Annotated in this window: 20 protein-coding genes and 2 tRNA genes; 13 read left to right on the forward strand and 9 right to left on the reverse strand. The window is 68.9% G+C overall.

The window, feature by feature from the left end; translation table 11 throughout:
- Positions 1-1,414 (reverse strand): 5'-3' exonuclease H3TH domain-containing protein (locus IQ216_RS02500; protein ID WP_370566579.1); only part of this gene is annotated, 1,414 nt, incomplete at its 3' end.
- Positions 1,415-1,503: 89 nt separating this feature from the next.
- On the opposite strand from IQ216_RS02500, the gene IQ216_RS02505 reads away from it, so the two are divergent.
- Both IQ216_RS02505 and IQ216_RS02510 read left to right on the forward strand, forming a co-directional pair.
- Positions 1,504-1,749 carry a hypothetical protein gene (locus tag IQ216_RS02505; RefSeq protein WP_193814193.1) on the forward strand — a complete coding sequence of 82 codons (246 nt, stop codon included), beginning with the start codon at positions 1,504-1,506 and terminating at the stop codon, positions 1,747-1,749.
- Positions 1,746-3,038 carry a cation:proton antiporter gene (locus tag IQ216_RS02510; RefSeq protein ID WP_186699105.1) on the forward strand — a complete coding sequence of 431 codons (1,293 nt, stop codon included), beginning with the start codon at positions 1,746-1,748 and terminating at the stop codon, positions 3,036-3,038. The genes IQ216_RS02505 and IQ216_RS02510 overlap by 4 nt, the downstream gene beginning before the upstream one ends.
- On the opposite strand, the gene gltX is transcribed toward IQ216_RS02510, so the two are convergent.
- The 6 genes from gltX to IQ216_RS02540 all read right to left on the reverse strand — a co-directional run bounded on the left by gltX (position 2,970) and on the right by IQ216_RS02540 (position 5,980).
- Entirely contained in the window at positions 2,970-4,433 is a 1,464-nt protein-coding gene (gene gltX, locus IQ216_RS02515; protein ID WP_193814194.1) for a glutamate--tRNA ligase, read from the reverse strand. The two genes, IQ216_RS02510 and gltX, sit on opposite strands and share 69 nt — an antisense overlap.
- 52 nt (positions 4,434-4,485) lie before the next feature.
- Positions 4,486-4,559 (reverse strand) — tRNA-Asp (locus IQ216_RS02520).
- 189 nt (positions 4,560-4,748) lie between these two features.
- The gene (locus IQ216_RS02525) at positions 4,749-4,937 is read right to left on the reverse strand and encodes a hyperconserved protein Hcp (protein WP_006043540.1); all 189 of its coding nucleotides are present in this window, start codon (positions 4,935-4,937) and stop codon (positions 4,749-4,751) included.
- Positions 4,938-4,973: 36 nt separating this feature from the next.
- Positions 4,974-5,046 (reverse strand) — tRNA-Trp (locus tag IQ216_RS02530).
- A gap of 62 nt (positions 5,047-5,108) precedes the next feature.
- Positions 5,109-5,597, reverse strand: a complete 489-nt coding sequence (rplS, locus tag IQ216_RS02535; RefSeq protein WP_193814195.1) for a 50S ribosomal protein L19 — start codon at positions 5,595-5,597, stop codon at positions 5,109-5,111.
- Positions 5,598-5,644: 47 nt separating this feature from the next.
- A complete protein-coding gene (locus IQ216_RS02540; RefSeq protein WP_370566580.1) occupies positions 5,645-5,980 on the reverse strand; it encodes a peptidase in 336 nt (111 codons plus the stop codon).
- 158 nt (positions 5,981-6,138) lie between these two features.
- Between IQ216_RS02540 and map the strand changes: the two genes are divergently transcribed.
- Positions 6,139-6,996, forward strand: a complete 858-nt coding sequence (gene map / locus IQ216_RS02545; protein WP_193814196.1) for a type I methionyl aminopeptidase — start codon at positions 6,139-6,141, stop codon at positions 6,994-6,996.
- Positions 6,997-6,999: 3 nt separating this feature from the next.
- Here the strand turns inward: map and IQ216_RS02550 are convergent, their stop codons facing one another.
- A complete protein-coding gene (locus IQ216_RS02550; RefSeq protein ID WP_193814197.1) occupies positions 7,000-7,752 on the reverse strand; it encodes an NAD-dependent epimerase/dehydratase family protein in 753 nt (250 codons plus the stop codon).
- Positions 7,753-7,900: 148 nt separating this feature from the next.
- Here IQ216_RS02550 and IQ216_RS02555 point away from each other — a divergent pair, with 148 nt between their 5' ends.
- Both IQ216_RS02555 and IQ216_RS02560 read left to right on the forward strand, forming a co-directional pair.
- Positions 7,901-8,998, forward strand: a complete 1,098-nt coding sequence (locus tag IQ216_RS02555; RefSeq protein WP_186699113.1) for a phosphotransacetylase family protein — start codon at positions 7,901-7,903, stop codon at positions 8,996-8,998.
- A 36-nt stretch (positions 8,999-9,034) separates the two neighbouring features.
- Entirely contained in the window at positions 9,035-9,547 is a 513-nt protein-coding gene (locus IQ216_RS02560; RefSeq protein WP_186699115.1) for a DNA-processing protein DprA, read from the forward strand.
- 20 nt (positions 9,548-9,567) lie between these two features.
- Here the strand turns inward: IQ216_RS02560 and IQ216_RS02565 are convergent, their stop codons facing one another.
- The gene (locus tag IQ216_RS02565) at positions 9,568-9,999 is read right to left on the reverse strand and encodes an MAPEG family protein (RefSeq protein ID WP_193814198.1); all 432 of its coding nucleotides are present in this window, start codon (positions 9,997-9,999) and stop codon (positions 9,568-9,570) included.
- A gap of 80 nt (positions 10,000-10,079) precedes the next feature.
- Between IQ216_RS02565 and IQ216_RS02570 the strand changes: the two genes are divergently transcribed.
- From IQ216_RS02570 to IQ216_RS02605, 8 genes are all read left to right on the forward strand, one after another.
- Complete coding sequence (locus tag IQ216_RS02570) at positions 10,080-11,057, forward strand: class I SAM-dependent methyltransferase (RefSeq protein WP_193814199.1); 978 nt, start codon at positions 10,080-10,082, stop codon at positions 11,055-11,057.
- A 52-nt stretch (positions 11,058-11,109) separates the two neighbouring features.
- Positions 11,110-11,601, forward strand: a complete 492-nt coding sequence (locus IQ216_RS02575; protein ID WP_193814200.1) for a YajQ family cyclic di-GMP-binding protein — start codon at positions 11,110-11,112, stop codon at positions 11,599-11,601.
- A 485-nt stretch (positions 11,602-12,086) separates the two neighbouring features.
- Positions 12,087-12,533: a hypothetical protein gene (locus tag IQ216_RS02580; protein ID WP_193814201.1), complete on the forward strand. Its 447-nt coding sequence runs from the start codon at positions 12,087-12,089 to the stop codon at positions 12,531-12,533.
- A gap of 122 nt (positions 12,534-12,655) precedes the next feature.
- A complete protein-coding gene (locus IQ216_RS02585; RefSeq protein ID WP_193814202.1) occupies positions 12,656-16,501 on the forward strand; it encodes a hydantoinase B/oxoprolinase family protein in 3,846 nt (1,281 codons plus the stop codon).
- The gene (ggt, locus tag IQ216_RS02590; RefSeq protein ID WP_193814203.1) at positions 16,485-18,371 is read left to right on the forward strand and encodes a gamma-glutamyltransferase; all 1,887 of its coding nucleotides are present in this window, start codon (positions 16,485-16,487) and stop codon (positions 18,369-18,371) included. Before IQ216_RS02585 ends, ggt begins: the two co-directional genes overlap by 17 nt.
- A gap of 115 nt (positions 18,372-18,486) precedes the next feature.
- Entirely contained in the window at positions 18,487-18,984 is a 498-nt protein-coding gene (locus IQ216_RS02595; protein WP_186699127.1) for a DUF2231 domain-containing protein, read from the forward strand.
- Positions 18,984-19,559 (forward strand): DUF2231 domain-containing protein, encoded by a 576-nt coding sequence (locus IQ216_RS02600; protein WP_186699129.1) that lies wholly within the window; start codon positions 18,984-18,986, stop codon positions 19,557-19,559. The genes IQ216_RS02595 and IQ216_RS02600 overlap by 1 nt, the downstream gene beginning before the upstream one ends.
- A partial coding sequence (locus tag IQ216_RS02605) for a cytochrome c oxidase subunit II (RefSeq protein ID WP_193814204.1) occupies positions 19,556-20,390 on the forward strand: 835 nt, incomplete at its 3' end. The genes IQ216_RS02600 and IQ216_RS02605, both read left to right, overlap by 4 nt.

Raw genomic sequence — 20,390 nt, forward strand, 5'->3', positions numbered from 1 at the left:
GTGGCGGGCTGAGCAGATCGTCAGCGATGGCGGCCTGGTGGCCGATCGGGATGTAGGCCAGCTCGGCGACTCCTTCCCCCCAGGCCACGCCGATGCCCACCAGCTCGGCCTGAAACGGATTCAGGGCCGTGGTCTCGGTGTCGAGAGCCACGGGACTTTGGGGATCGCTGCAGCCCTGCAGTCGTTCCACCAGCTCTGCAAGGGCCTCGGCAGTGGTGATCAGCTGCGGCACCAGGGCGGGTGGTTCGCTCTGCTGCCTGTCCTGTGGCTCGGAATCCGCTGGTAGCGACCCAGGCTGCTCCGATTCTGTCGAGTGGGGGGCGCCAGAAGGCTCGGGATGCGGAGAGGCCTGCTCTTTGCCGAGGGTTGCACGCTTCGCTGGCTTGCTTGCAGCAGCGCTGGCCCCGGCTGGCGTGGCTTCAGGGGCGGGCGGCTCCGCCGAGAACAGCGCCGCGAAGCGCTCCACCTGCCTGGCCAGGCTGTGCAGCTCCAGCTCCTCCAGGCTGGTGCGCAGGGCGTCACAGTCCACGGCCCCGAGCCGCAGCCGCGGCGGCTGCGGCAGGGGGATGTCCACCAGGATTTCGGCCAGCATGCGAGACAGGTAGGCCTTGTCGCGGCCTTCCTGCATGCGGCCGATCAGGGCCCCCTTGAGCACTCCCTTGGGGTCCTTCGCCTTGGCGCCGCCCTGCTCCAGCTCCGCCAGGGCCTGGTAGATCCCATCGAGGTGCTGGTAGGCCGCCAGCAGGTTGATCGCGGTCTTGGGACCCACGCCCTTGACCCCTGGGATGTTGTCGCTGCTGTCGCCGGTGAGCGCCTTGAGGTCCACCACCTCTTCGGGCGTCACGCCCAGCTTCGCCACCACCCCCTCGCGGCGCACCTCCAGGGGGCCGCTGTTCCTGGCGTAGGGGCCGCCGCCCATGTAGAGCACGGCGATGTCGCGGCTGTCATCCACCAGCTGGAACAGATCGCGATCGCCCGAGAGGATGCGCACCCGCCAGCCCTCGTTGGCCGCCTGGTTGGCCAGGGTTCCGAGCACGTCGTCGGCCTCGTAGCCCGGGGCCATGCAAAGGGGGATGTCCAGGCTCTCCTGCAGGATCGTCTGCAGGTTGGCGAGGTCCTGGAAGAAGGCTTCGGGGGCCTCATCCCGATGGGCCTTGTAGGTGTCGTCGGCTTGATGGCGGAAGGTGGGTTCCGCCGTGTCGAAGGCCACCACCAGCCCCTGGGGTTGCAGGCCCTTGCAGTGGTCGAGCAGGGCCTTGAGGAAGCCGTAGGTCACCGAGGTGGGCACCCCCTCGCGGGTGCTCAGCCCCCCTTCGCCCCCCTTGGTGAGGGCGTAGTAGCTGCGGAAGGCCAGGGAATGGCCGTCGATCAACAGCAGCAGCGGCCTGGCGCTGTCGGGTTCCGCTGCTGCCACGCCTGTCCTGATCGTTCCAGGCCCCAGCCTGCCATCCACCCTCCGCTGGGCCATCCTGGGCAGACGCCTTGCCGGTGATCTCCTCTGCCATGTCCCGCATCCCCCGGCGCTATGCCGTTCACCTCCACCTCAGCGGCGGCCAGACCCAGACGGTGATGTTCCCGCGCCTGGAGGGCTTTCAGGAGTGGTATGGCGGCCTGCTCACCGCCACGGCCCCCGACACCTTTGTGAATGTGCCGATCTCCGAGCTCGACGGGGAATACCTGGTGGTGCGCCCCTCAGCGGTGATCGGCATCCATGTGGAGCCCCGGTTCAGTGCTGCTGATGATGCATGACCCCTGAGCGACTGGGTCTGCTCTGGGGTGTCACGGTGTTCTCCGGCGCCGTGGCCCAGGCCCTGGCCTGGCTCACGGGTCTGCCCGGAGTGGTGCTGCTGCTGAGCTCCGGGCTCTTGATCGGCCGGGCTGGCCTGGGCTTGGTGGAGCCCCTCGACCTCGGCGATGGCCTCGAGACCGTGGTGGGCCTGTTCGTGAGCCTGGTGCTGTTCGATGGCGGCCTCAACCTGCGCCTGCCGGACGACGGCACCCGCCAGGCCGTGCTGCGCATCGTGGGGGTGCGCCTGGTGCTGGCTCTGGTGGGTGGGCTGCTGCTGGGCCATGGCCTGGCCGGCCTCAACTGGCCCCTGGCAGCGGTGTTCAGCGCCATCGTGCTGGCCACCGGGCCCACGGTGGTGACCCCGCTGGTACGCCAGATCGGTCTGCGCCCCCCCCTTGGCGAAGTGCTGGAGGGGGAGGGGCTGGTGCTGGAGCCGATCGGGGCCGTGCTCGCCCTGCTGCTGCTGGAACTGGTGCTCGGCAACCTGCACGGTTGGCGCGAACTGGCCACGGGCCTGCTGCTGCGCCTGGGGGGCGGTGTGGCCCTGGGGGCCGCCTGTGGCTGGCTGCTGGCGGAGGTGTTGCGTCGCCTGCCGGTGGAGCCGAGCACCGAGCCACTGAGGCTGCAGCTCACCCTCGGCACCCTCTTTTTGATGTTCACCGGTGCCGAGCAGGTGCTGGCCGAGTCGGGCCTGCCGGCCGCCGTGGCCGCCGGGGTGGTGGTGGGTCGACGGCTTGAGAGCGATGCCGCCGAGCTCGACGCCCTGATCCGCCAGCTGGCCCGGCTGGCGATCACGATGCTGTTTCCGCTGCTGGCCGCCGACGTGAGCTTTGCCCAGCTGAGCCCGCTGGGCTGGGGTGGCGTGGCCTGTGTGCTCAGCCTGATGCTGGTGTTGCGCCCCCTGTCGATCGCCCTGGCCACCTGGGGGATGGGGTTCAGCCTGCCTCAGCAGGCCGTGCTCAGCTGGCTGGCGCCCAGAGGCATCGTGACCGCCGCCGTGGCCAGCCTGTTCGCCATCCGCCTGGAGCAGGCGGGCGTGGTGGGTGCCGGCCGGCTGCAGGGCCTGGTGTTCCTCACGATCCTGCTCACGGTGGGGCTGCAGGGCTTGAGCGCAGGCCCCCTGGTGAGCTGGCTCGGCCTCAATCAGTCAGGCAGTGAAAAGCCCAAGGCCGGCGCCGCCTCAGAGGCCGCGGGCGATCCGCCGCCGATCCTCCCCGCTGCGGTGGAGCAGCAGCCAGGTGGCCACTAGGTCGGGGCCCTGCAGGCTGCCGAGCAGCACGGCCCGCAGACTCTTCATCAGCACCCCTTTCTTGACGCCGGCGCCCTTGGCGGCCGCCGTGAGCAGTGCCTGAGCCTGATCGGCCTCCAGCATCCCTTCCGGCAGCAGCCCCTCCAGGGTCGTCAGGCTCTGCCTGGCGCCGGGAACCTCCAGCTGCTGGCTGGCGGCCTCCTGCAAAGGCGGCAGACAGAAAAAGGGCTCGGCCTGGTCGACGCCGTCCTGCAGCAGGGTGAGGGAGGGGCCGATCAGGGCGCAGAGCTCGCGCTGCCAGTGGGGGTCGGCCTGGGCCTCGGCAGCCTGGTCGTTCCCTGGCGCCGGCCAGCCCCGCGCCGCCCACAGGGGCAGCAGCTGCTGCCGCAGGCCCTCCGGTCCCTGCTCATGCAGCACCTGGCCATTGAGCCAGTTGAGTTTGTCCCAGTCGAAACGGGCCCCAGCCCGGTTCACCCGCTCGAAGCCGAACACCCGCGCCGCCTCCTCCAGGCTGAAGCGCTCGCCCATGCCCTCAGGCGGCGACCAGCCCAGCAGCGTCATGTAGTTGGCCAGGGCCGCCGCCGTGTAGCCCATGGCCTGGAAATCGCTGATCGAGGTCACGCCGTCGCGCTTCGAGAGCTTCTTGCCGGCCTGGTTGAGGATCAGGGGCGTGTGGGCGAACACGGGCGGTTCCAGGCCCAGGGCCTCGTAGAGGAGCAGCTGTTTGGCGGTGTTGGCGATGTGGTCTTCGCCGCGGATCACGTGGCTGATCGCCATGGCGGCATCGTCCACCACCACCACCAGGTTGTAGAGGGGGTCGCCGATCCGATCGGCCGGTGCGCGGCGGGCGATCACCATGTCGCCGCCCAGGTCTGCGCCGGCCCAACGCATGGCACTGCGCACCAGGTCGTTCCAGCCGATGCTGCGGCCGTCGTCGATGCGGAAGCGGATCACAGGCTCACGCCCCTCAGCGATGAAGGCCTGCTGCTGCTCGGGGCTGAGCGAGCGGTGGCGGTTGTCGTAGCGGGGGGCCTGCTTGCTGGCCGCCTGCAGCTCGCGCATGGCGGTCAGCTCCGCCTCGCTGGCGTAGCAGCGGTAGGCATGGCCGGAGTCGAGCAGCTGCTGGATGGCCGCCTGGTGGGCTTCCTGCCACTGGCTCTGGATCACCGGCTCGCCGTCCCAGTCCAGGCCCAGCCAGCGCAGGCCCTCGAGGATGTTGGCGGTGAATTCGGGACGGCTGCGCTCTCGGTCGGTGTCTTCGATGCGCAGCAGGAAGCTGCCGCCGTGGTGCTGGGCAAACAGCCAGTTGAACACCGCCGTGCGGGCTGTGCCGATGTGCAGGGTGCCGGTGGGGCTGGGGGCGAGACGAACGCGTACCGCGCCAGCTGAGGTCACCTGCTGCACTCCATGGAAACCACCGGCCGGAGCAGGACCAGTGGAGGGGAAACGGGACTGACGGGATTCGAACCCGCAACTTCCGCCGTGACAGGGCGGTGCTCTAACCGGTTGAACTACAGTCCCAGACGGGTCAAGGACCCTGGCGGGCCATCGGCTGATCTGACCCTTGGCGTGGTCGGGCTGGCTGGCTGGGCGGAGAGGACCAAAGTCCCCAGCGCTCAGGCCGGATCTCGACCTTGAAAGTATCTGTGATCACTGGCCCCAACGTCAACAGGTGAGAGGACCAGCCGGCTGTGGCCCAGCGCGGCAGGCTCAGGGACGAAAGCCTGCCGGCTCGATCAGGCGCACCTGATTGCCGCGGGCCGTGAATTCGCGGCCCTGATCACTCTGTACAACCACCCGGCCACCGGATTTGACCCGGATCACCCGGGCCCGAACCCAGCCCAGAGCGGCAGACTCGAGCACCTTAACTACATCACCGGGTTGTAGATCCAACTCCATGTCCGGAACCAGGAAACAGCAGGTGGGGACATCGAACGCGCCGTGGAGGACTTGAACCCCCGACATCAGGTTTTGGAGACCTGCGTTCTACCAACTGAACTAACGGCGCAGGGCCGATGTCCCCAGTGAGACATTGACGAAACCGACCGGAACCTCCTTGCGGAGAATCCTTCAGCGGTCGAAGCGTTGCTTGACCCTGGTGGCTTTCCCCACCCGATCGCGCAGGTAGAACAGCTTCGCCCGGCGCACCTTACCGCGTCGCTCCACGCTCACGGAAGCCACCTGGGGGCTGTGCAGGAGGAAGATCCGCTCCACGCCCACGCCCTGGAAGATCCGCCGCACCGTGATCGTGGCGTGCAGGCCGCCGTGACGCTTGGCGATCACCACGCCCTCGTAGGGCTGAACCCGCTCCTTGTTTCCTTCACGGATGCGCACGCCCACCTTGACGGTGTCGCCCACGTAGATCTCAGGCAGGTCGCTCTTGAGCTGCTCGTTCTCGAAGGCCTGCATCAGCGCGTAGGCGCTGAGCTTGCCCGTGGTGACCTGGGCGGCAGCCCCGGCTGCTGCCTCTGCCGTCACCGTGGCCTCTGCTGTCACGGTGTCTCCCTCCTGACTGGTGTCGTCCTGGATCTGCTGGTCCTGGGTGTCCTCAACCGCCATCTCAACTCCGCGTCGCCTGGCCAAACCATCAGTGTACGGGCTGGGGGTCACCCACCCCTGCGATTCAGCTGACGCTGCAGCCGCTGCACGGCCATGGCGCCACCGCTGAGCAGCATCCACAGCAGCCCCAGGCCGTTGAAGAGCACATAGATGGTCTCGCCGTTGGGTCCGAACCACTGCGTCAGCCACTCGCCCTCGTGCAACAGCATCAGCACGTGGGCCTGGTCGCGGCCCAGGCCGGCCCAGTCGCGCAGCAGCCGGTAGGACACCCCTGTGGACACCGTGAGCAGCAGGGGCAGCAGCACCAGCGGCGCCACGGCGGCATGGGCCTGGCGCAGGCGCAGCAGCAGCGCCGCGGAGGGCCTGGGCTGGGACGGTGTCACGCTGAGGCGGTGCGGAGGGCGCTTGGGAGCTGGCAGGCCGGCTGGCCTGCCGGCAACGGACCCCATGATGGAACCGCTGCTGCAGATGGGGCCGGATCTCCATGAAGGCCCGGGCCCGCCAGAATCAGCGGTAACCGTGCCCGTCCCCGCCGATCCGAATGAACCTGTTTGCCGATCTGCTGGCCAGCACCCGCGCCACCACTGCCCCCTCGCCCGTGGTGCAGGCCGGGCCACGCATCCAGAAGAGCCGCCGTGGCGTGGAGGTGAAATCGGCGCGGGAAATCGCCACCATGCGCAAGGCCAGCCGCATCGTGGCCACCGTGCTGCGCGAGATCATGGCGATGGCTGCTCCCGGCATGACCACCGCTGATCTCGATGCCCATGCCGAGAGCCGCATCAGGGCCATGGGCGCCGTGCCCAGCTTCAAGGGCTACCACGGCTTTCCAGCCAGCATCTGCGCCTCGATCAACAACGAGGTGGTGCACGGCATCCCCAGCGCCAAACGGGTGATCAAGGCCGGCGACCTGCTCAAGGTGGACACGGGCGCCTACTTCGAGGGCTACCACGGGGACAGCTGCGTCACGCTCTGCGTGGGCGAGGAGACGCCTGAACCGGCCCGGCGCCTCGCCCGGGTGGCCCAGGAATCGCTGATGCAGGGCCTCGCCCACATCAAGGCGGGCAACACCCTGCTGGATATCGCCGGCGCCGTGCAGGACCACGTGGAGGCCCATGGCTACGCGGTGGTGGAGGACTACACCGGCCACGGCGTGGGGCGCAACCTGCACGAGGAGCCCTCGGTGTTCAACTTCCGCACCCGCGAACTGCCCAACATGACCCTGCGGGCCGGCATGACCCTGGCGGTGGAGCCGATCCTGAATGCCGGCAGCAAGGCCTGCCGCACCCTCAAGGACCGCTGGACCGTGGTGACCGTGGACGGCAGCCTCTCGGCCCAGTGGGAGCACACGATCGTGGTGAGCTCAGATGGCTGCGAGATCCTCACCGACCGCGACTTCTGAGCCTCAGGGACTGGCCTGAGGACGGCTGAAGGCCCGGAAGTAGAGCCAGCGGCCCAGGGCCGAGAGCGGCATTGTCACGTAGGTGAGTGGGTTGGGGGTCACGATGATCAGTCCCCAGTTCAGTTCGGCCTGGCGCAGCACCAGGGCCGCCACCAGATCGGGCGGCATCACGCCTATCGGGTTGAGGGCGGAGCGGAAGGGCCCCAGCACCAGGCGCCGCAGCCGCAGCTTGTCGCCCAGTTCCAGCGAGCGCAGGCTCAACAGCTGGCCCATCAGGCGTTTGCTGATCTCATAGAGCGGGCTCAGGGCCGGCTGCACTTCGGCCTCCGAGGTGTTGACCCACACCTCAGGGCGTGGTCGCTCCCTGCTGGCTCCCCCCCGCCCGCGCTCGGCCGCCGCTGTGGCAAACAGCTCCAGCAGGCGCCAGCTGCTCAGGGCATTCACCTCCAGGGAGCTGGCCACCGCCTGCTCGGAGCGGCAGCCATGCACGTTGATGCCGTGGTTGAGCACCAGCACGTCCACCTCCTGAAGCAACGGGCCCAGCTTCTGCTCCTCGCCCACCTGCCAGAGCACCTGCTGGAGCGGGATCGGCCGTCCGGCGCTGTCGCGCAGGTCGAGGCGGGCCGGCCCTGAGCTGAGGGCGATCAGGCGGGCGCCGCGGCGGTGCCACTGGCGCAGCAGCGCCTGGCCCAGGGATCCACTCGCCCCGGTGATCGCCACCGTGGGGGGCTGGGAGCGTGGAGCTGTAGGGGCCATCAAGGCACGACCACGGGGATGCAGAACTCTGCAGGCGAGCTCCTGGGCACACCGTATGCGGCTGGGCCAGCTGCCTGGGCGGCCCGGGCCTGCAGCCCTTCGCCCGCCCTAGATTGACCAAACCGGCAGCCCTCGGCGAGGTTGATCTATGGCCCCCACCTTGCTGATCGGCTCCTGTGAACCGTTCAGTGGCAAGTCGGCCGTGGTGCTCGGTCTGGCTCGGCGCCTGCGCCGCCAGGGTCTGGCGGTTCACTTCGGCAAGCCCCTGGCCACCACTCTTGATGGCGAGGAGCTTCCCCCAGCCGGCGAACCGCTGCTGGATGCGGATGTGCGCTTTGTGGGGGCCACGCTCGGGCTGGAATCGCAGCAGCTGATTCCCTCCCTCGATGCCCTGGAGCCCGCCGTGGCCCGCCAGCGGCTGTTGGCTGCGGATCTGGATCCCGGCGTGGGCTTTGCCCAGCTCAGGCAGAGGCTGGCGCAGGACTTTGACGGTGTGGCCCTGCTGGAGGCTGCTGGCACCCTGCATGAAGGCCTGCTCTACGGGCTCAGCCTGCCCCAGCTGGCCCGGGGGCTGGACGCCCCGGTGCTGCTGGTGCAGCCCTGGACCGACAGCCGCAGCGTGGATTCTCTGCTTGAGGCCAAGGCCCGCCTTGGCGATCAGCTGCTCGGTGTGGCGCTCAATGCCGTGGATCCCGCCATGGTGCCCCAGCTCGGCCAGGACATCGTGCCCGCCCTCGAGCAGCTCGGCCTGCCGGTGCTGGCGGTGATGCCCCGCAGTCCGTTGCTGCGCAGCGTCACCGTGGAGGAGCTGGCCCGCCGTCTTGGCGCCCAGGTGCTCTGTTGCCGCGACCGCCTCGATCTGCTGGTGGAGACCCTTTCGATCGGGGCCATGAACGTGAATTCGGCGATGGAGTTCTTCCGCCGCCGCCGCAACATGGCCGTGGTGACCGGTGCCGACCGCACCGACATCCAGCTGGCTGCCCTGGAGGCCTCCACCCAGTGCCTGATCCTCACCGGGGCTGGCGACCCGCTGCCCCAGTTGCTGACCCGCGCCGAGGAGCTGGATGTGCCCCTCCTCAAGGTGGACCACGACACCCTCACCACGGTGGAAGTGATCGAGCGGGCCTTTGGCCACGTGCGGCTGCATGAGGCGGTCAAGGCCACCTATGCGGTGCGCCTGGTGGAGGAACACTTCGATTTCGAGCGTCTTTTCACTCGCCTACGCTTGCCCGCAATGGCGCAATAACGCTGCTAGTTTCATGGCGCAGCCTGCGATCTTGCGGTGACCCGATCCCTGGATCTTCCCTCCATCGAACGGATCGACACCCTGGCTCAGGAGCTCGCCATGCTCCAGGACACCAGCAAGCGCAGGATCGCCATCCTGGGCAGCCGCCATGTGCCGGTGGTGTCGATCCACCTGGTGGAGGTGATGGCGCGCTCCCTGGCCCAGGAGGGCCACAATCTGATCACCTCGGGGGCCCAGGGTGTGAACGCCGCGGTGATTCGCAGCGTTCTGGAGATCGATCCCTCCCGTCTCACCGTGCTGCTGCCCCAGAGCCTGGATCGCCAGCCCAGTGAGTCACGCGATCAGCTCGAACGGGTGCTGCATCTGATCGAGAAGCCCGAGCACGACGAGCTGCCCCTGCCGATGGCCAGCAGCCTCTGCAATCAGGACATCATCACCCGCTGTGACCAGCTGATCTGCTACGCCTTCCACGACAGTGAAACGCTGTTGGCCAGCGTGCGGGTGGCCGAAGACATGGGCAAGGTGGTGAGCCTGCTCTATTTCGACTGATCCTGATGCGTTGACCAGAATCAGCCGGCGAGGGCGAGCACAGCCCTGAGCCCGGCCACGTAGAGGATGCCGCTGCAGAGCACTCCGGCGGCCCAGCACAGCCCCCGCACGGGAGCCAGATTGCCGATGTAGGCCCCCAGGTAGGCCAGCCGCAGGGCCGGATGCAGCCAGGCTGCCGCCACCACCGCCGGCCCTGCGGCCCCCGCCACCAGGCAGAGCAGCACGGCGGGAGCATGCAGTGTGAAGGCCTCGAAACTGTTCTGATGGGCCCAGCTGGCGCGCTTGCCCCAGGCCGGCAGCCGCTCGAACATGGCGCGTGGCGCCTGCAGGTCGTCCAGGCTGAAGTCGGCCTGGGAGCGGGCCGCCCCCAGGGGCACCGTGCTCAGCACCACCACGGCCCCAGCCAGCGCCAGGGACCAGGCCAGGGGAACAGCGGCGATGGTGACGCTCATGGTGGCCCGGGATCGCGTGGTGGTTGCGCCAGCATGATCGCAGCCGCTTCGGCCAGGATCAGGCGGCGCTCCGGCACGCCATGACCTCCTCCGCTTCCGCTGCCTCGCCTGCGTCAGCGGCGGTTCCGCCCAACTGGATCGACAACCGCCATCCCCTCGGGCGCCTGATCGCCGTGCTGCTGGCGGTGGAGCCTCTGCGGCGATTGATGTTCCTGCAGGCGCGCCAGCTGATCATCCGCACGGCCGAAGGCCGCGGCATCGCCTGGCGAGCCCGCCGACAGGTGCTGCTGCGGCAGGCCGAGCCCCTGCTGGCGGCGAGCCGCAACCCCCACACCGGCACCCCCGCCTACTTCCGGGCCCGCTTTCACGCCTATCAGCAGGGCAACCTCTGCTGGCAAGCCGCCTGCGAAGCCGAGCAGGCTACCGATGCCATGGCCCTGCGGGTCTGGCCGGATGAAGCCCTCACGCCGTCCCAGGCCCAACAGCGTCTGCGGCAGGCGATCTTCGCGGCGATCGAACCCAGCCTCCAGGGCCGCCCGCTGCGGGACGCCCTTGACCTGGGCTGCTCGGTGGGGGTGGGAACCCTCGCCCTCAAGCACTGGCTGGAGCAGCGCCAGCAGGCGGCGGTGAACGTGCAGGGGCTCGATCTCTCGCCCGAGATGCTGGCCGTGGCCAGGGTGCGCGATGCCGGCCAGGAGATTCACACCTGGCACCATGCGGCGGCCGAGGCCACCGGCCTGCCGGACGCCTGCATGGATCTGATCACCCTGCAGTTCGTGTGCCATGAACTGCCTGCCGCCGCCACCAGGGCCGTGCTGGCTGAGGCCTTCCGGTTGCTGCGGCCGTCGGGGGTGATCGCCCTGGTCGACCAGGACCCTGGCTCGGCGGTGATCCGCCGCCTGCCCGCCCCGATCGCCACCCTGCTCAAGAGCACCGAGCCCTACCTGGAGGACTACTTCCGCCTCGATCTGCCGGCCGCCCTGGCGGAGGCTGGCTTCCAGGCGGTGCGGGGGGAGGCCTGCGACCCGAGGCACCGGGTGCTGGTGGCCGTGCGCTGAGCGCCAGGGCCGTTTTCTACGCTGAGACCCGCACCCCGCGCTTCCCCTGTCCATGGCTGACACCTATTCCTTCGATGTGGTCTCGGATTTCGACCGCCAGGAACTGGTGAACACCCTCGACCAGGTGCGCCGGGATGTGGGCCAGCGCTACGACCTCAAGGACTCGGCCACCGAGATCGCCCTGGAGGAGACCAGCCTCACCATCACCACCGCCACGGACATGACCCTGCAGGCGGTGGAGGACGTGCTGCGCCAGAAGGCCACCAAGCGCAACCTCTCGCTCAAGATCTTCGACTTCCAGACCGCCGAGAGCGTGGGCGGCAACCGGGTGAAGCAGGAGGTGAAGCTGCGCAAGGGCCTCAGCAAGGAGCTGGCCAAGGAGCTCAGCAAGGTGGTGCGCGACAACCTCAAGAAGGTGTCCGTGGCGATTCAGGGCGAGAGCCTGCGGATCACCGCCAAGAGCAAGGACGATCTCCAGGCGGCGATCCAGCTGCTCAGGGATCAGGAGGTGGAGGTGCCGCTGCAGTTCGAGAACTACCGCTGAGCCGAGTATCTGGCAAGCCCCCTAGGCGGCGTTGGCTTGTGCCCACTGTTGGCTTGGATCCCGTCTTGTCATGCCATCTAGCAGGAGCGATGTCAAGACTGCATTTCATCCTGGATCCTGATCCAGTTGATCGACTGTCCGACCTCGACAACTCAGGGGCTTTCGTTACCTTGTAGTTTCAAGACCCTTTGCTTTTCGATGATTAATTGGAAGCTCCACGGACTTCCCGCCTGGATGGGCAAGCGTGAGAACAGTCGAGGTGTTCTCCGGCTCTCAGCACGCTCTGGTTGGGCCGGGAAATCTGTGGTCGATCGGACGGTGATTTCTGGGAGTCGATCTCTCGGTCTTCGCATGCCCTTAGTCCCTGGAAGTGCGTCCTAAGTATCTTTCAACATTTAGCCAAAACTTTTCTGACTTTCTAAACAATGACTTTTAGAGTTCGCAACGTGCCCTCATGGGTCAACCGCAAAGTCAATCGAAAGGGCGTGCTCCGTTTCTCTGGCAATTCCACCTGGAAGGGGCAGCCTGTTGTAGGACGAATCAAGGTGAGGCTGTCTGGTAAGGACGACGTCACAGGCGTTCGTTTCGACCGGATGATGCAGGCCAGCTACGACGTCAGAGGTACACGGGGGCGAAATCGGTTTGTCTGGGGATCTCAGGCTGGTGCGATCACCAAGCGGGTCAATACTGTTGTTGACTTCCGTAAGGATCTAGCTCGCGATGTTCTCGTGTTCAGAAATGAAACACCCAAAGATCCTGTGGTTCATATGCAGCGCTTTAGGGTCAGAAACTTTGGCTCTAATGACATCATCAGACTTAAAAATCTTGGTATCACAGTTCGCCAGAGAGACCTGCGGCGCATGGGTGATGGCCGCTACATGATTCCTGGTGTTGATCCATCGAAAATGGTGGTCATGAATATCCTCAACTGATGGATCAGGGGCTTTCCCTGATTTTCCAGCGCCTGATGTGCCAGAGAACATTCCGTGTGCCTGAGCTTTGAGGGCTTCGACGATCGATAAACTAGGGATTCATCCAGTTACCTTGCTGTTCCTTGGTTTTCGCTGAGAGTGGCTCCGCTCCCCGGGGATGGCACTTCTGGATCGATCGCGGCGGCACCTTCACCGACGTCATCGGCCGCGACCACGAGGGTGTCTTGCACGTGCGCAAGCTGCTCTCCTTGCAGAGTGGACCAATGGGGGACCCTGTGCTGGCCGCAATGGCTGACATGGCAGGCCCAGGCCCCATCGAGGACGTACGCCTGGGCACCACCGTGGCCACCAACGCCCTGCTCGAGCATGGCGGGGCGCCGGTGCTGCTGCTGGTGAACCAGGGTTTTGCAGACCTGCTCTCCATCGGCGATCAACACCGCCCCGACATCTTTTCGCTGGCCATCCAGCGCCCCAGACCTCTGGAGGTGCGGGTGGTGGAAGTGGCCGGGCGTCTCGGCGCCAGCGGCGAGGAGTTGCTGCCGCTGCTCCGCGATGACGCTCTGGCCCAGGCGGTGCATCAGGCCCGCAGCGACGGTTTCAGCAGTTGTGCGGTGGCTCTGCTGCACAGCTGCCGCCAGCCGATCCACGAACTCCAGCTGGAGGCCTGGCTGCAGCCTTTCGGCTTTCAGGAGGTGGCGCTCTCGCATCGTCTGAGCGCCCTGCCGCGGTTGGTGCCGCGAGGCCACACCACTCTGGTGGAGGGGGCGGTGGCGCCCGTGCTGCGGGCCTACCTGCAGCAGCAGCAACAGTCGCTCGAGAACCACGCCTCAGCCCAAGCCAACACGCCGCGCCTGCGGGTGATGCGCTCCAGCGGCGCCCTGGCGGATCCCCGCACGCTTCTGGCCAAGGACACCATCCTCTCCGGTCCTGCCGGCGGCATGGTGGGGGCGGTGGCCGTGGCCCGCGAGGCGATGGCGGCGTCAGGCTCCCCCCTGGGGCCGGTGGTGGGTTTCGACATGGGCGGCACCTCCACAGACGTGTTCCACTGGGATCCCTGCCGCGGCTCCCTGGCCTGGGAGCGCCAGAGCGAATCCGAGCTGGCCGGCCTGCGCCTCCAGGCGCCGATGCTGCCGATCCACACCGTGGCCGCTGGCGGCGGCTCGATCCTGAGCTTCGACGGCCAGAGCCTCAGCGTGGGCCCCTCCTCCGCAGGGGCCGACCCGGGACCGGCGGCCTACGGCCGGGATGGTCCAGCCACCCTCACCGATGCCAACCTGCTGCTCGGGCGGCTGCCCGCCGCAGCCCTACCGGCGGTGTTCGGGTCCAGCGGCGACCAGCCCCCAGACCTGCAGGCCGTGGCCAAGCGCTTCCAGCAGCTGGCCGTGGCCATGCAGCCGGTGTCGCCCGGCATCACGCCGGAGCAGGTGGCCGCCGGTGCCTTGCTCATCGCCCTGGAAACCATGGCCGCAGCCGTGCGGCGCCTGTCGATCGAGCGGGGCCACGACCTCCGCCAAGCTCTGCTGGTGAGCTTCGGCGGCGCGGGCGGCCAGCACGCCTGCCGGCTGGCCGAGGGCCTTGGCATCGAGCGGGTGCTGTTCCATCCCCTGGCTGGCGTGCTCTCGGCCTATGGCATCGGCCATGCCGAGCAGCGCAGCCTGCTGGAGTGCCCCATGGCGCTGCCGCTGCTGCCGGCCAGCCTGGAGCAGCTGCAGCGCCGGGCCGAGGCCCTGCGCCACGAGGCCGCCCTGGCCCTGGAGCAGGCCGGTGACCTGGCCAGCGCCGAGGGGCCGCTGCGTTGCTGGTTTTCCCTTGAGGTGCGACCACCTGGTCGCGATCAGGGCCTGCTGTTGGCCTGGACGCCTGGTGAGAGCGCTGAGTCGCTGGCGGCAGCCTTCAGCGAGGAGCATCGCCAGCGCTTTGGTTACTCCCCTGGGCTGCCGATGGCGGAGCTGGTGGTGCAGCGGCTGCTGGTGGAGGTGGCTCCGCCGGAGCCGGCCGGGGGGCCAGGAGCACCCCCAGGCCGGAATCCGGAACCAGGCCAGATCCCAGCAGCAGACCAGGCGGCCCCGGCAGCCCCGGATGGCCCTGCGGCCGAACCTGAACCTGGAGCTGGCGCCAGCAGGGGCCAGCTTCCCGGGCAACCCCGTGCCACGACGAAACTGTGGCTCGACGAGGTCCAGGGCTGGCAGCCGGTGCCCCTCTGGCGCCGCGCTGAGCTGCGGCCCGGTCAGCGCCTGGAGGGGCCAGCGGTGCTCCTTGATCCCACCAGCACATCGGTGCTGGAAGCAGGCTGGTCTGGAGAGGTGCTCAGCAACGGGGCGCTGCTGCTGCAGGCCCCAGCCGCTGGCCAGGCTCCTTCTCTGCCCCAAGCCGCTGCGTCCGCCCCAGCGCTGCCAACACTGGCAGACCCCACCCTGCTGGAGCTCTRCCACCACCGCTTCGTGGCCATCGCCGAGCAGATGGGCACGCGCCTGCAGCAGAGTGCCCGCTCCCTCAACATCCGCGAGCGCCTCGACTTCTCCTGCGCCGTCTTCGATGCAGCTGGCCAGCTGGTGGCCACGGCCCCCCATATTCCGGTGCATCTCGGCTCCATGGGCGAGAGCGTGGCCAGCCTGCTGGCGGCCGTGGCCCGCGGCGACCKCCCCCGCCTGGAGCCGGGGGACGTGGTGCTCGCCAACGACCCCTATCAAGGCGGCACCCACCTGCCGGACATCACGGCGATCACCCCGGTGTTCGCCCCCGGCGGCGACCCGCTGACGCCCAGCTGTTTCGTGGCCTGCCGCGGCCACCACGCCGACGTGGGCGGCATCACCCCCGGCTCGATGCCAGCCTTCAGCCGCACGATCGAGCAGGAGGGGCTCAGGCTCGACAACCTGCTGTTTCTGCACCGCGGTGAGATCGACATCACGGCCTGGCGCCGGCGCTTTGATCAGGGGCCCCATCCGGTGCGCCAGCCCGACCAGCTGCTCGCCGACCTGCAGGCCCAGGTGGCCGCCAACCGCCTGGGGGTGGAGGAGCTCACGGGCCTGATCCGGGCCAAGGGCCTGGCCGAGGTGCGGGCCTACATGGCCCATGGCCAGGCCCATGCCGCCGAGGCCGTGCGCCGGGTGATCGATCGCCTCAAGGATGGCTCGGCTTGCGTGGAACTCGACGACGGCAGCCGCATCGCCGTGGCCGTGCGCCTTGATCGGCAGCGGCGCTCGGCCCTACTGGATTTCCGGGGCACCTCCCCCCAGCACCCCGGCAACCTGAACGCTCCGCTGGCGATCACCCGAGCCGTGGCGCTCTACGTGTTCCGCTGCCTGGTGGGCGAGCCGATTCCGCTCAACGCCGGCTGTTTCGAACCCCTGGAACTGCTGGTGCCGCCAGGCTGCCTGCTCAATCCCGCCCCGCCGGCGGCCGTGGTGGCCGGCAATGTGGAAACCTCCCAGGCCCTGGCCAATGCCCTGTTCGCGGCCCTGGGCGTGCAGGCCGCGGCCCAGGGCACGATGAACAACCTCAGCTTCGGCACCGCCCAGATTCAGTACTACGAGACGATCTGCGGCGGCACCGGCGGCGGCAGGGACCTGCAGGGCCAGGGATTTGCCGGCGCCAGCGCCGTGCAGAGCCACATGACCAACTCCCGCCTCACGGACCCCGAGGTGATGGAGGAGCGTCTGCCGATCCGGATCGAGCGCTTTGCGATCCGGCGCGGCAGCGGTGGCCACGGCCGTTGGCCCGGCGGCGACGGGGTGGTGCGCGAGCTGCGCTTCCTGGCCCCGATGACGGTGTCGCTGCTCTCGGGCGCGCGGCGGGTGGCGCCGCCGGGGCTGGCCGGCGGGCAGCCGGGCCGGGTGGGCTGCAACCGCCTGGAGCGGGAGGACGGCACAGTGGTGATGCTTGCCGGGATCTGCGAGGTGGCGGTGGAGTCCGGCGATCGACTGGTGATCGAAACACCTGGAGGAGGGGGCTATGGCGCACCGGACTGATCGCGGCGCCAAGACCTGGCTGAGCGGCTGGCTGGGAACGGCGCTGCTGGCCGTGGCGCCCGTGGCAGCAGCGCTGCTGGCGGCCGTTCCCCTTGCGGCTGGAGCCCAGGGTGGCGCCTCGGTGGCGCCGTCCAATGTGCTGCAGGAGCGGGGCCAGCGCTTCCAGCCGGTGTGGTCAGCCCGGGGCATGGTGGCCGCCCAGGAGCCCATCGCCGGGGCGGTTGGCGTGCGGGTGCTGCGCCAGGGGGGCAATGCCGTGGATGCGGCCGTGGCCGTGGCCTTCGCTCTGGCGGTGACCGAACCCCAGGCGGGCAACCTTGGCGGCGGCGGTTTTCTGGTGCTGTGGCTGCCGGGTCCATCGCCGGCTGAGGGCCGCGGCTGCCTGGATGGCCGCAGCGCCCCTGGGTCCACCCCTGGGCCTGGCGGCGAGCCGGGAGTGGAGCTGCGCATCGGCGGCGGCACGGCCGTGGCCGTGAACTTCCGGGAAAAGGCCCCCCAGGCCGCCGGCCCCGACCTGTTTCTGCGCCCCGACGGCAGCGTGGACCGCCAGCGCGCCACGGCCAGCCTGCTCAGCACCGGCGTGCCGGGGTCGGTGGCGGGCCTGGCGCTGGCCMAACGCTGCTACGGCCGCCTGCCCCTGGAGCAGGTGATGGCCCCCGCCATCGCCCTGGCCGAGGGGGGCTTCGTGGTGAGTCGTGCCCTGGCCGAGGACCTGAGCCGCAGTGCCGCCCGGCTGCAGGCCGATCCCACCGCCAGCCGCATCTTTCTGCCGGCGGCCCGCGCCGGCGCCCGGCTGCGCCAGCCCGAGCTGGCCACAAGCCTACGGCGCATCGCCGCCGAGGGGGAGCTGGGCTTCTACGCCGGCCCCACTGCTGAAGCCCTCACCGCCTTGATGCGCCAGGGCGGCGGCCTGATCACGGCGGCCGATCTGGCCGCCTACCGGGCCGTGCTGGTGCGCCCTCTGGTGGGCCGCTACCGCGGTCACACCGTGCTGGTGCCGCCGCCCCCCAGCAGCGCCGTGACGATCCTGCAGTTGCTGGCGATCCTGGAGCCCATGGACCTGGCCGGCCTGGGTCATCACAGTGCCGCCAGCCTGCACCGGATGGCGGAGGCGATGCACCTGGCCTACCGCGACCGCAACGCCCTGCTGGGCGATCCTGACCAGGTGGCCATGCCACTGGAGCGGCTGCTGGATCCGGCCTATGTGGAGGCCCAGCGCCAGGCCCTGGATCTGGAGCGCCATCGCCCGGCGGCGGCGGTGCAGCAGGGCCCGCCTCCCCTGCCGGAGAGCGAGGACACCCTGCACTTCTCCGTGGCCGATCGCCAGGGAGGCCTGGTGGCCCTGACCACCACCTTGAACTTCCCCTTCGGCAACGGCATCGCCGTGCCAGGCGCCGGCTTCCTGCTCAACAACGAGATGGACGACTTCACGGCGCGGATCGGCAGCCCCAATGCCTTCGGCCTGGTGCAGGGCGCCGCCAACACGATCGCCSCCGGCCGCCGGCCCCTCAGTTCGATGAGCCCCACCCTGGTGTTCCGGCCCGATGGCAGTCCCTGGCTGGCCACGGGCAGCCCCGGCGGCAGCCGCATCCTCACCACCGTGCTGCAGGTGCTGCTCAACCGCATCGACCACGGCCTCAACCTGGCCGGGGCCGTTGCCGCCCCTCGCATCCATGCCCAGCTGCTGCCCGATCGCCTCTCCCACGAGGAGGGCTTCAGCCCCGACACCCTGAAGCTGCTGGAGGCCCGCGGCCACACCCTGCGGCGCAGCCGCGCCATGGGTTCCGCCAACAGTGTGGAAATCACGGCGGAGGGCAGCCTCGGCGCGGTGGATCCGCGCCGCTCCGAGGCCAAGGCCCTGCCGGAGTGAGGCCAGAGCCGAGTGCAGATGGGGGATTGCCCACACGGCTGTCGCAATCCATCACAACCGCAGCGACGCCGCCGATCCAGCCAGCAGGCTGGAACTGTTCGGTGGTGCCAGCCCCATGTTTGAGCTGTTGCCCCCCCTCAACGACCACAACCTGCCCTGGATCGACACGATTCACCCGATCGTGGTGCACTTCGTGATCGCCATGGGCCTGGTGATGTTCGTGTTCGATCTGATCGGCGTGGTGGCCCGCAAGCCGGCCCTGTTTGAGGTCAGTTTCTGGAACCTGCTGTTCGCCACCGCGGCGATCTTCGTGGCGATCATCTTCGGCCAGGTGGAGGCCGGGCTGGCCAACCCCTACGGCCAGTCCCGCGACATCCTCAGCCTGCACAGCACCATCGGCTGGTCGTTGGCGGCCGTGCTGTCGCTGCTCTCCGGCTGGCGTTACGTGATCCGGGGCCGGGACCCTGAGCGCCTGCCCCTGGCCTTCCTGGCAGCCGGCGCCCTGCTCAGCGCCTTGATCGTGGTGCAGGTGGGGCTGGGCAACCAGCTCGTGTGGATCTACGGCCTGCACACGGTGCCCGTGGTGGAAGCGGTGCGTGGAGGCCTGGTCTGATGGCGCTCGGCCCCAACGATCTTCCCTACGCCCTGCCGATCCACCCCAACCTGGTGCACTTCACGATCGGCCTGTTCGTGATCGCGATCGTCTTCGACGTCGCCGGCGCCCTGTTTCCCCTGGAGAAGCGGCTGTTCCGCTTTCTGGCCCTGCCGGTGACCCGCTCAGGCTTTCACGCCGTGGGCTGGTACAACCTGCTCGCCTGCGCTCTGGTGAGTTTCTTCACGGTGGCTGCGGGCCTCTACGAGATGCTGCTGGCCCAGCCGATCGAGGGGGTCACCAGCAGCCTGGGCCTGGGGGCCTCCGCCACCCTGCTCTGGCATGGCGTGGGCGGGGTGCTGATCCTGCTGCTGATCGTGGCGATGACGCTCTGGCGCGGCTTCCAGCGCTTCCGCTGGCGGCGCGACCTGGGCCGCCAGGTGCAGTGGAGCTACCTGCTCTCCGGCCTGGTGCTGTTCGGGGTGATCGGTCTGCACGGCACCCTCGGCGCCGAGCTGGCGGCTGAGTTCGGCGTGCACGTCACCGCCGACCAGCTGCTGGCCAGGGGCTTCGATCTGCGCGAGGCCCTGCCATGACCAGCAGCAGCCGTCTGATGCCTCTCGGCCTGGGCCTCGGCGCCGCCGTGCTCCTGGACGGCTGGCTCAGCCTGGGCATGGCCCGGCTCTCGCACCGCTGGCTGCCGGTGCAGGCCTCGGCCGCGGCCCCCCATGTGGACAACCTGTTCGCCCTGGAGACGGGCATCGGCAGTTTCATCTTCTTCGGCTGCCTGGGCGTGATCGGCTGGACGCTCCTGTTCAACCGGGCGCCGAAGTACGACATGGAGGACGGCGCACCGATCGAAGGCAACCTCAAGCTGGAGGTGGTGTGGACCGTGATCCCCCTGCTGGTGGTGATGGCGATCAGCTGGCACGCGATCGGCGTCAACCGCACCCTGGCCACCCTGGGTGGCAAGCTCCGCCTTCCCACCGCCGCTGCACCGGTGCTGGAGGCCGGCCCCCTCACGGCCCAGGCGGCTGGCCTGGCCGCCAGCGATCCGGCCGCGGCCCCCGAGCCGATCACCGTGCTGGCGCGCCAGTGGTCGTGGGAGTTCATCTACCCCAACGGCGTGCGCAGCACCGAGCTGCATCTGCCGGTGGATGAACGGGCCCACTTCCGGCTGCAGTCGCTGGATGTGATCCATGGGTTCTACGTGCCGGCGTTTCGCCTCAAGCAGGACCTCATTCCCGGCAGCGTGATCGACTACAGCCTCATCCCCACCCGCCCCGGCCGCTACCGGCTGCGCGATTCGATGTTCAGCGGTGCCTATTTCGCTGCCAACCAGACCGACGTGGTGGTGGAAACGCCGCAGCGCTTCCAGGCCTGGCTGGAGGCAGCCAGCCGCGAGCCCCTGCGCCCCGGTGCCAACC

Source organism: Cyanobium sp. LEGE 06143 (assembly GCF_015207535.1).
In the GTDB taxonomy this organism is placed as follows: Bacteria; Cyanobacteriota; Cyanobacteriia; order PCC-6307; family Cyanobiaceae; genus NIES-981.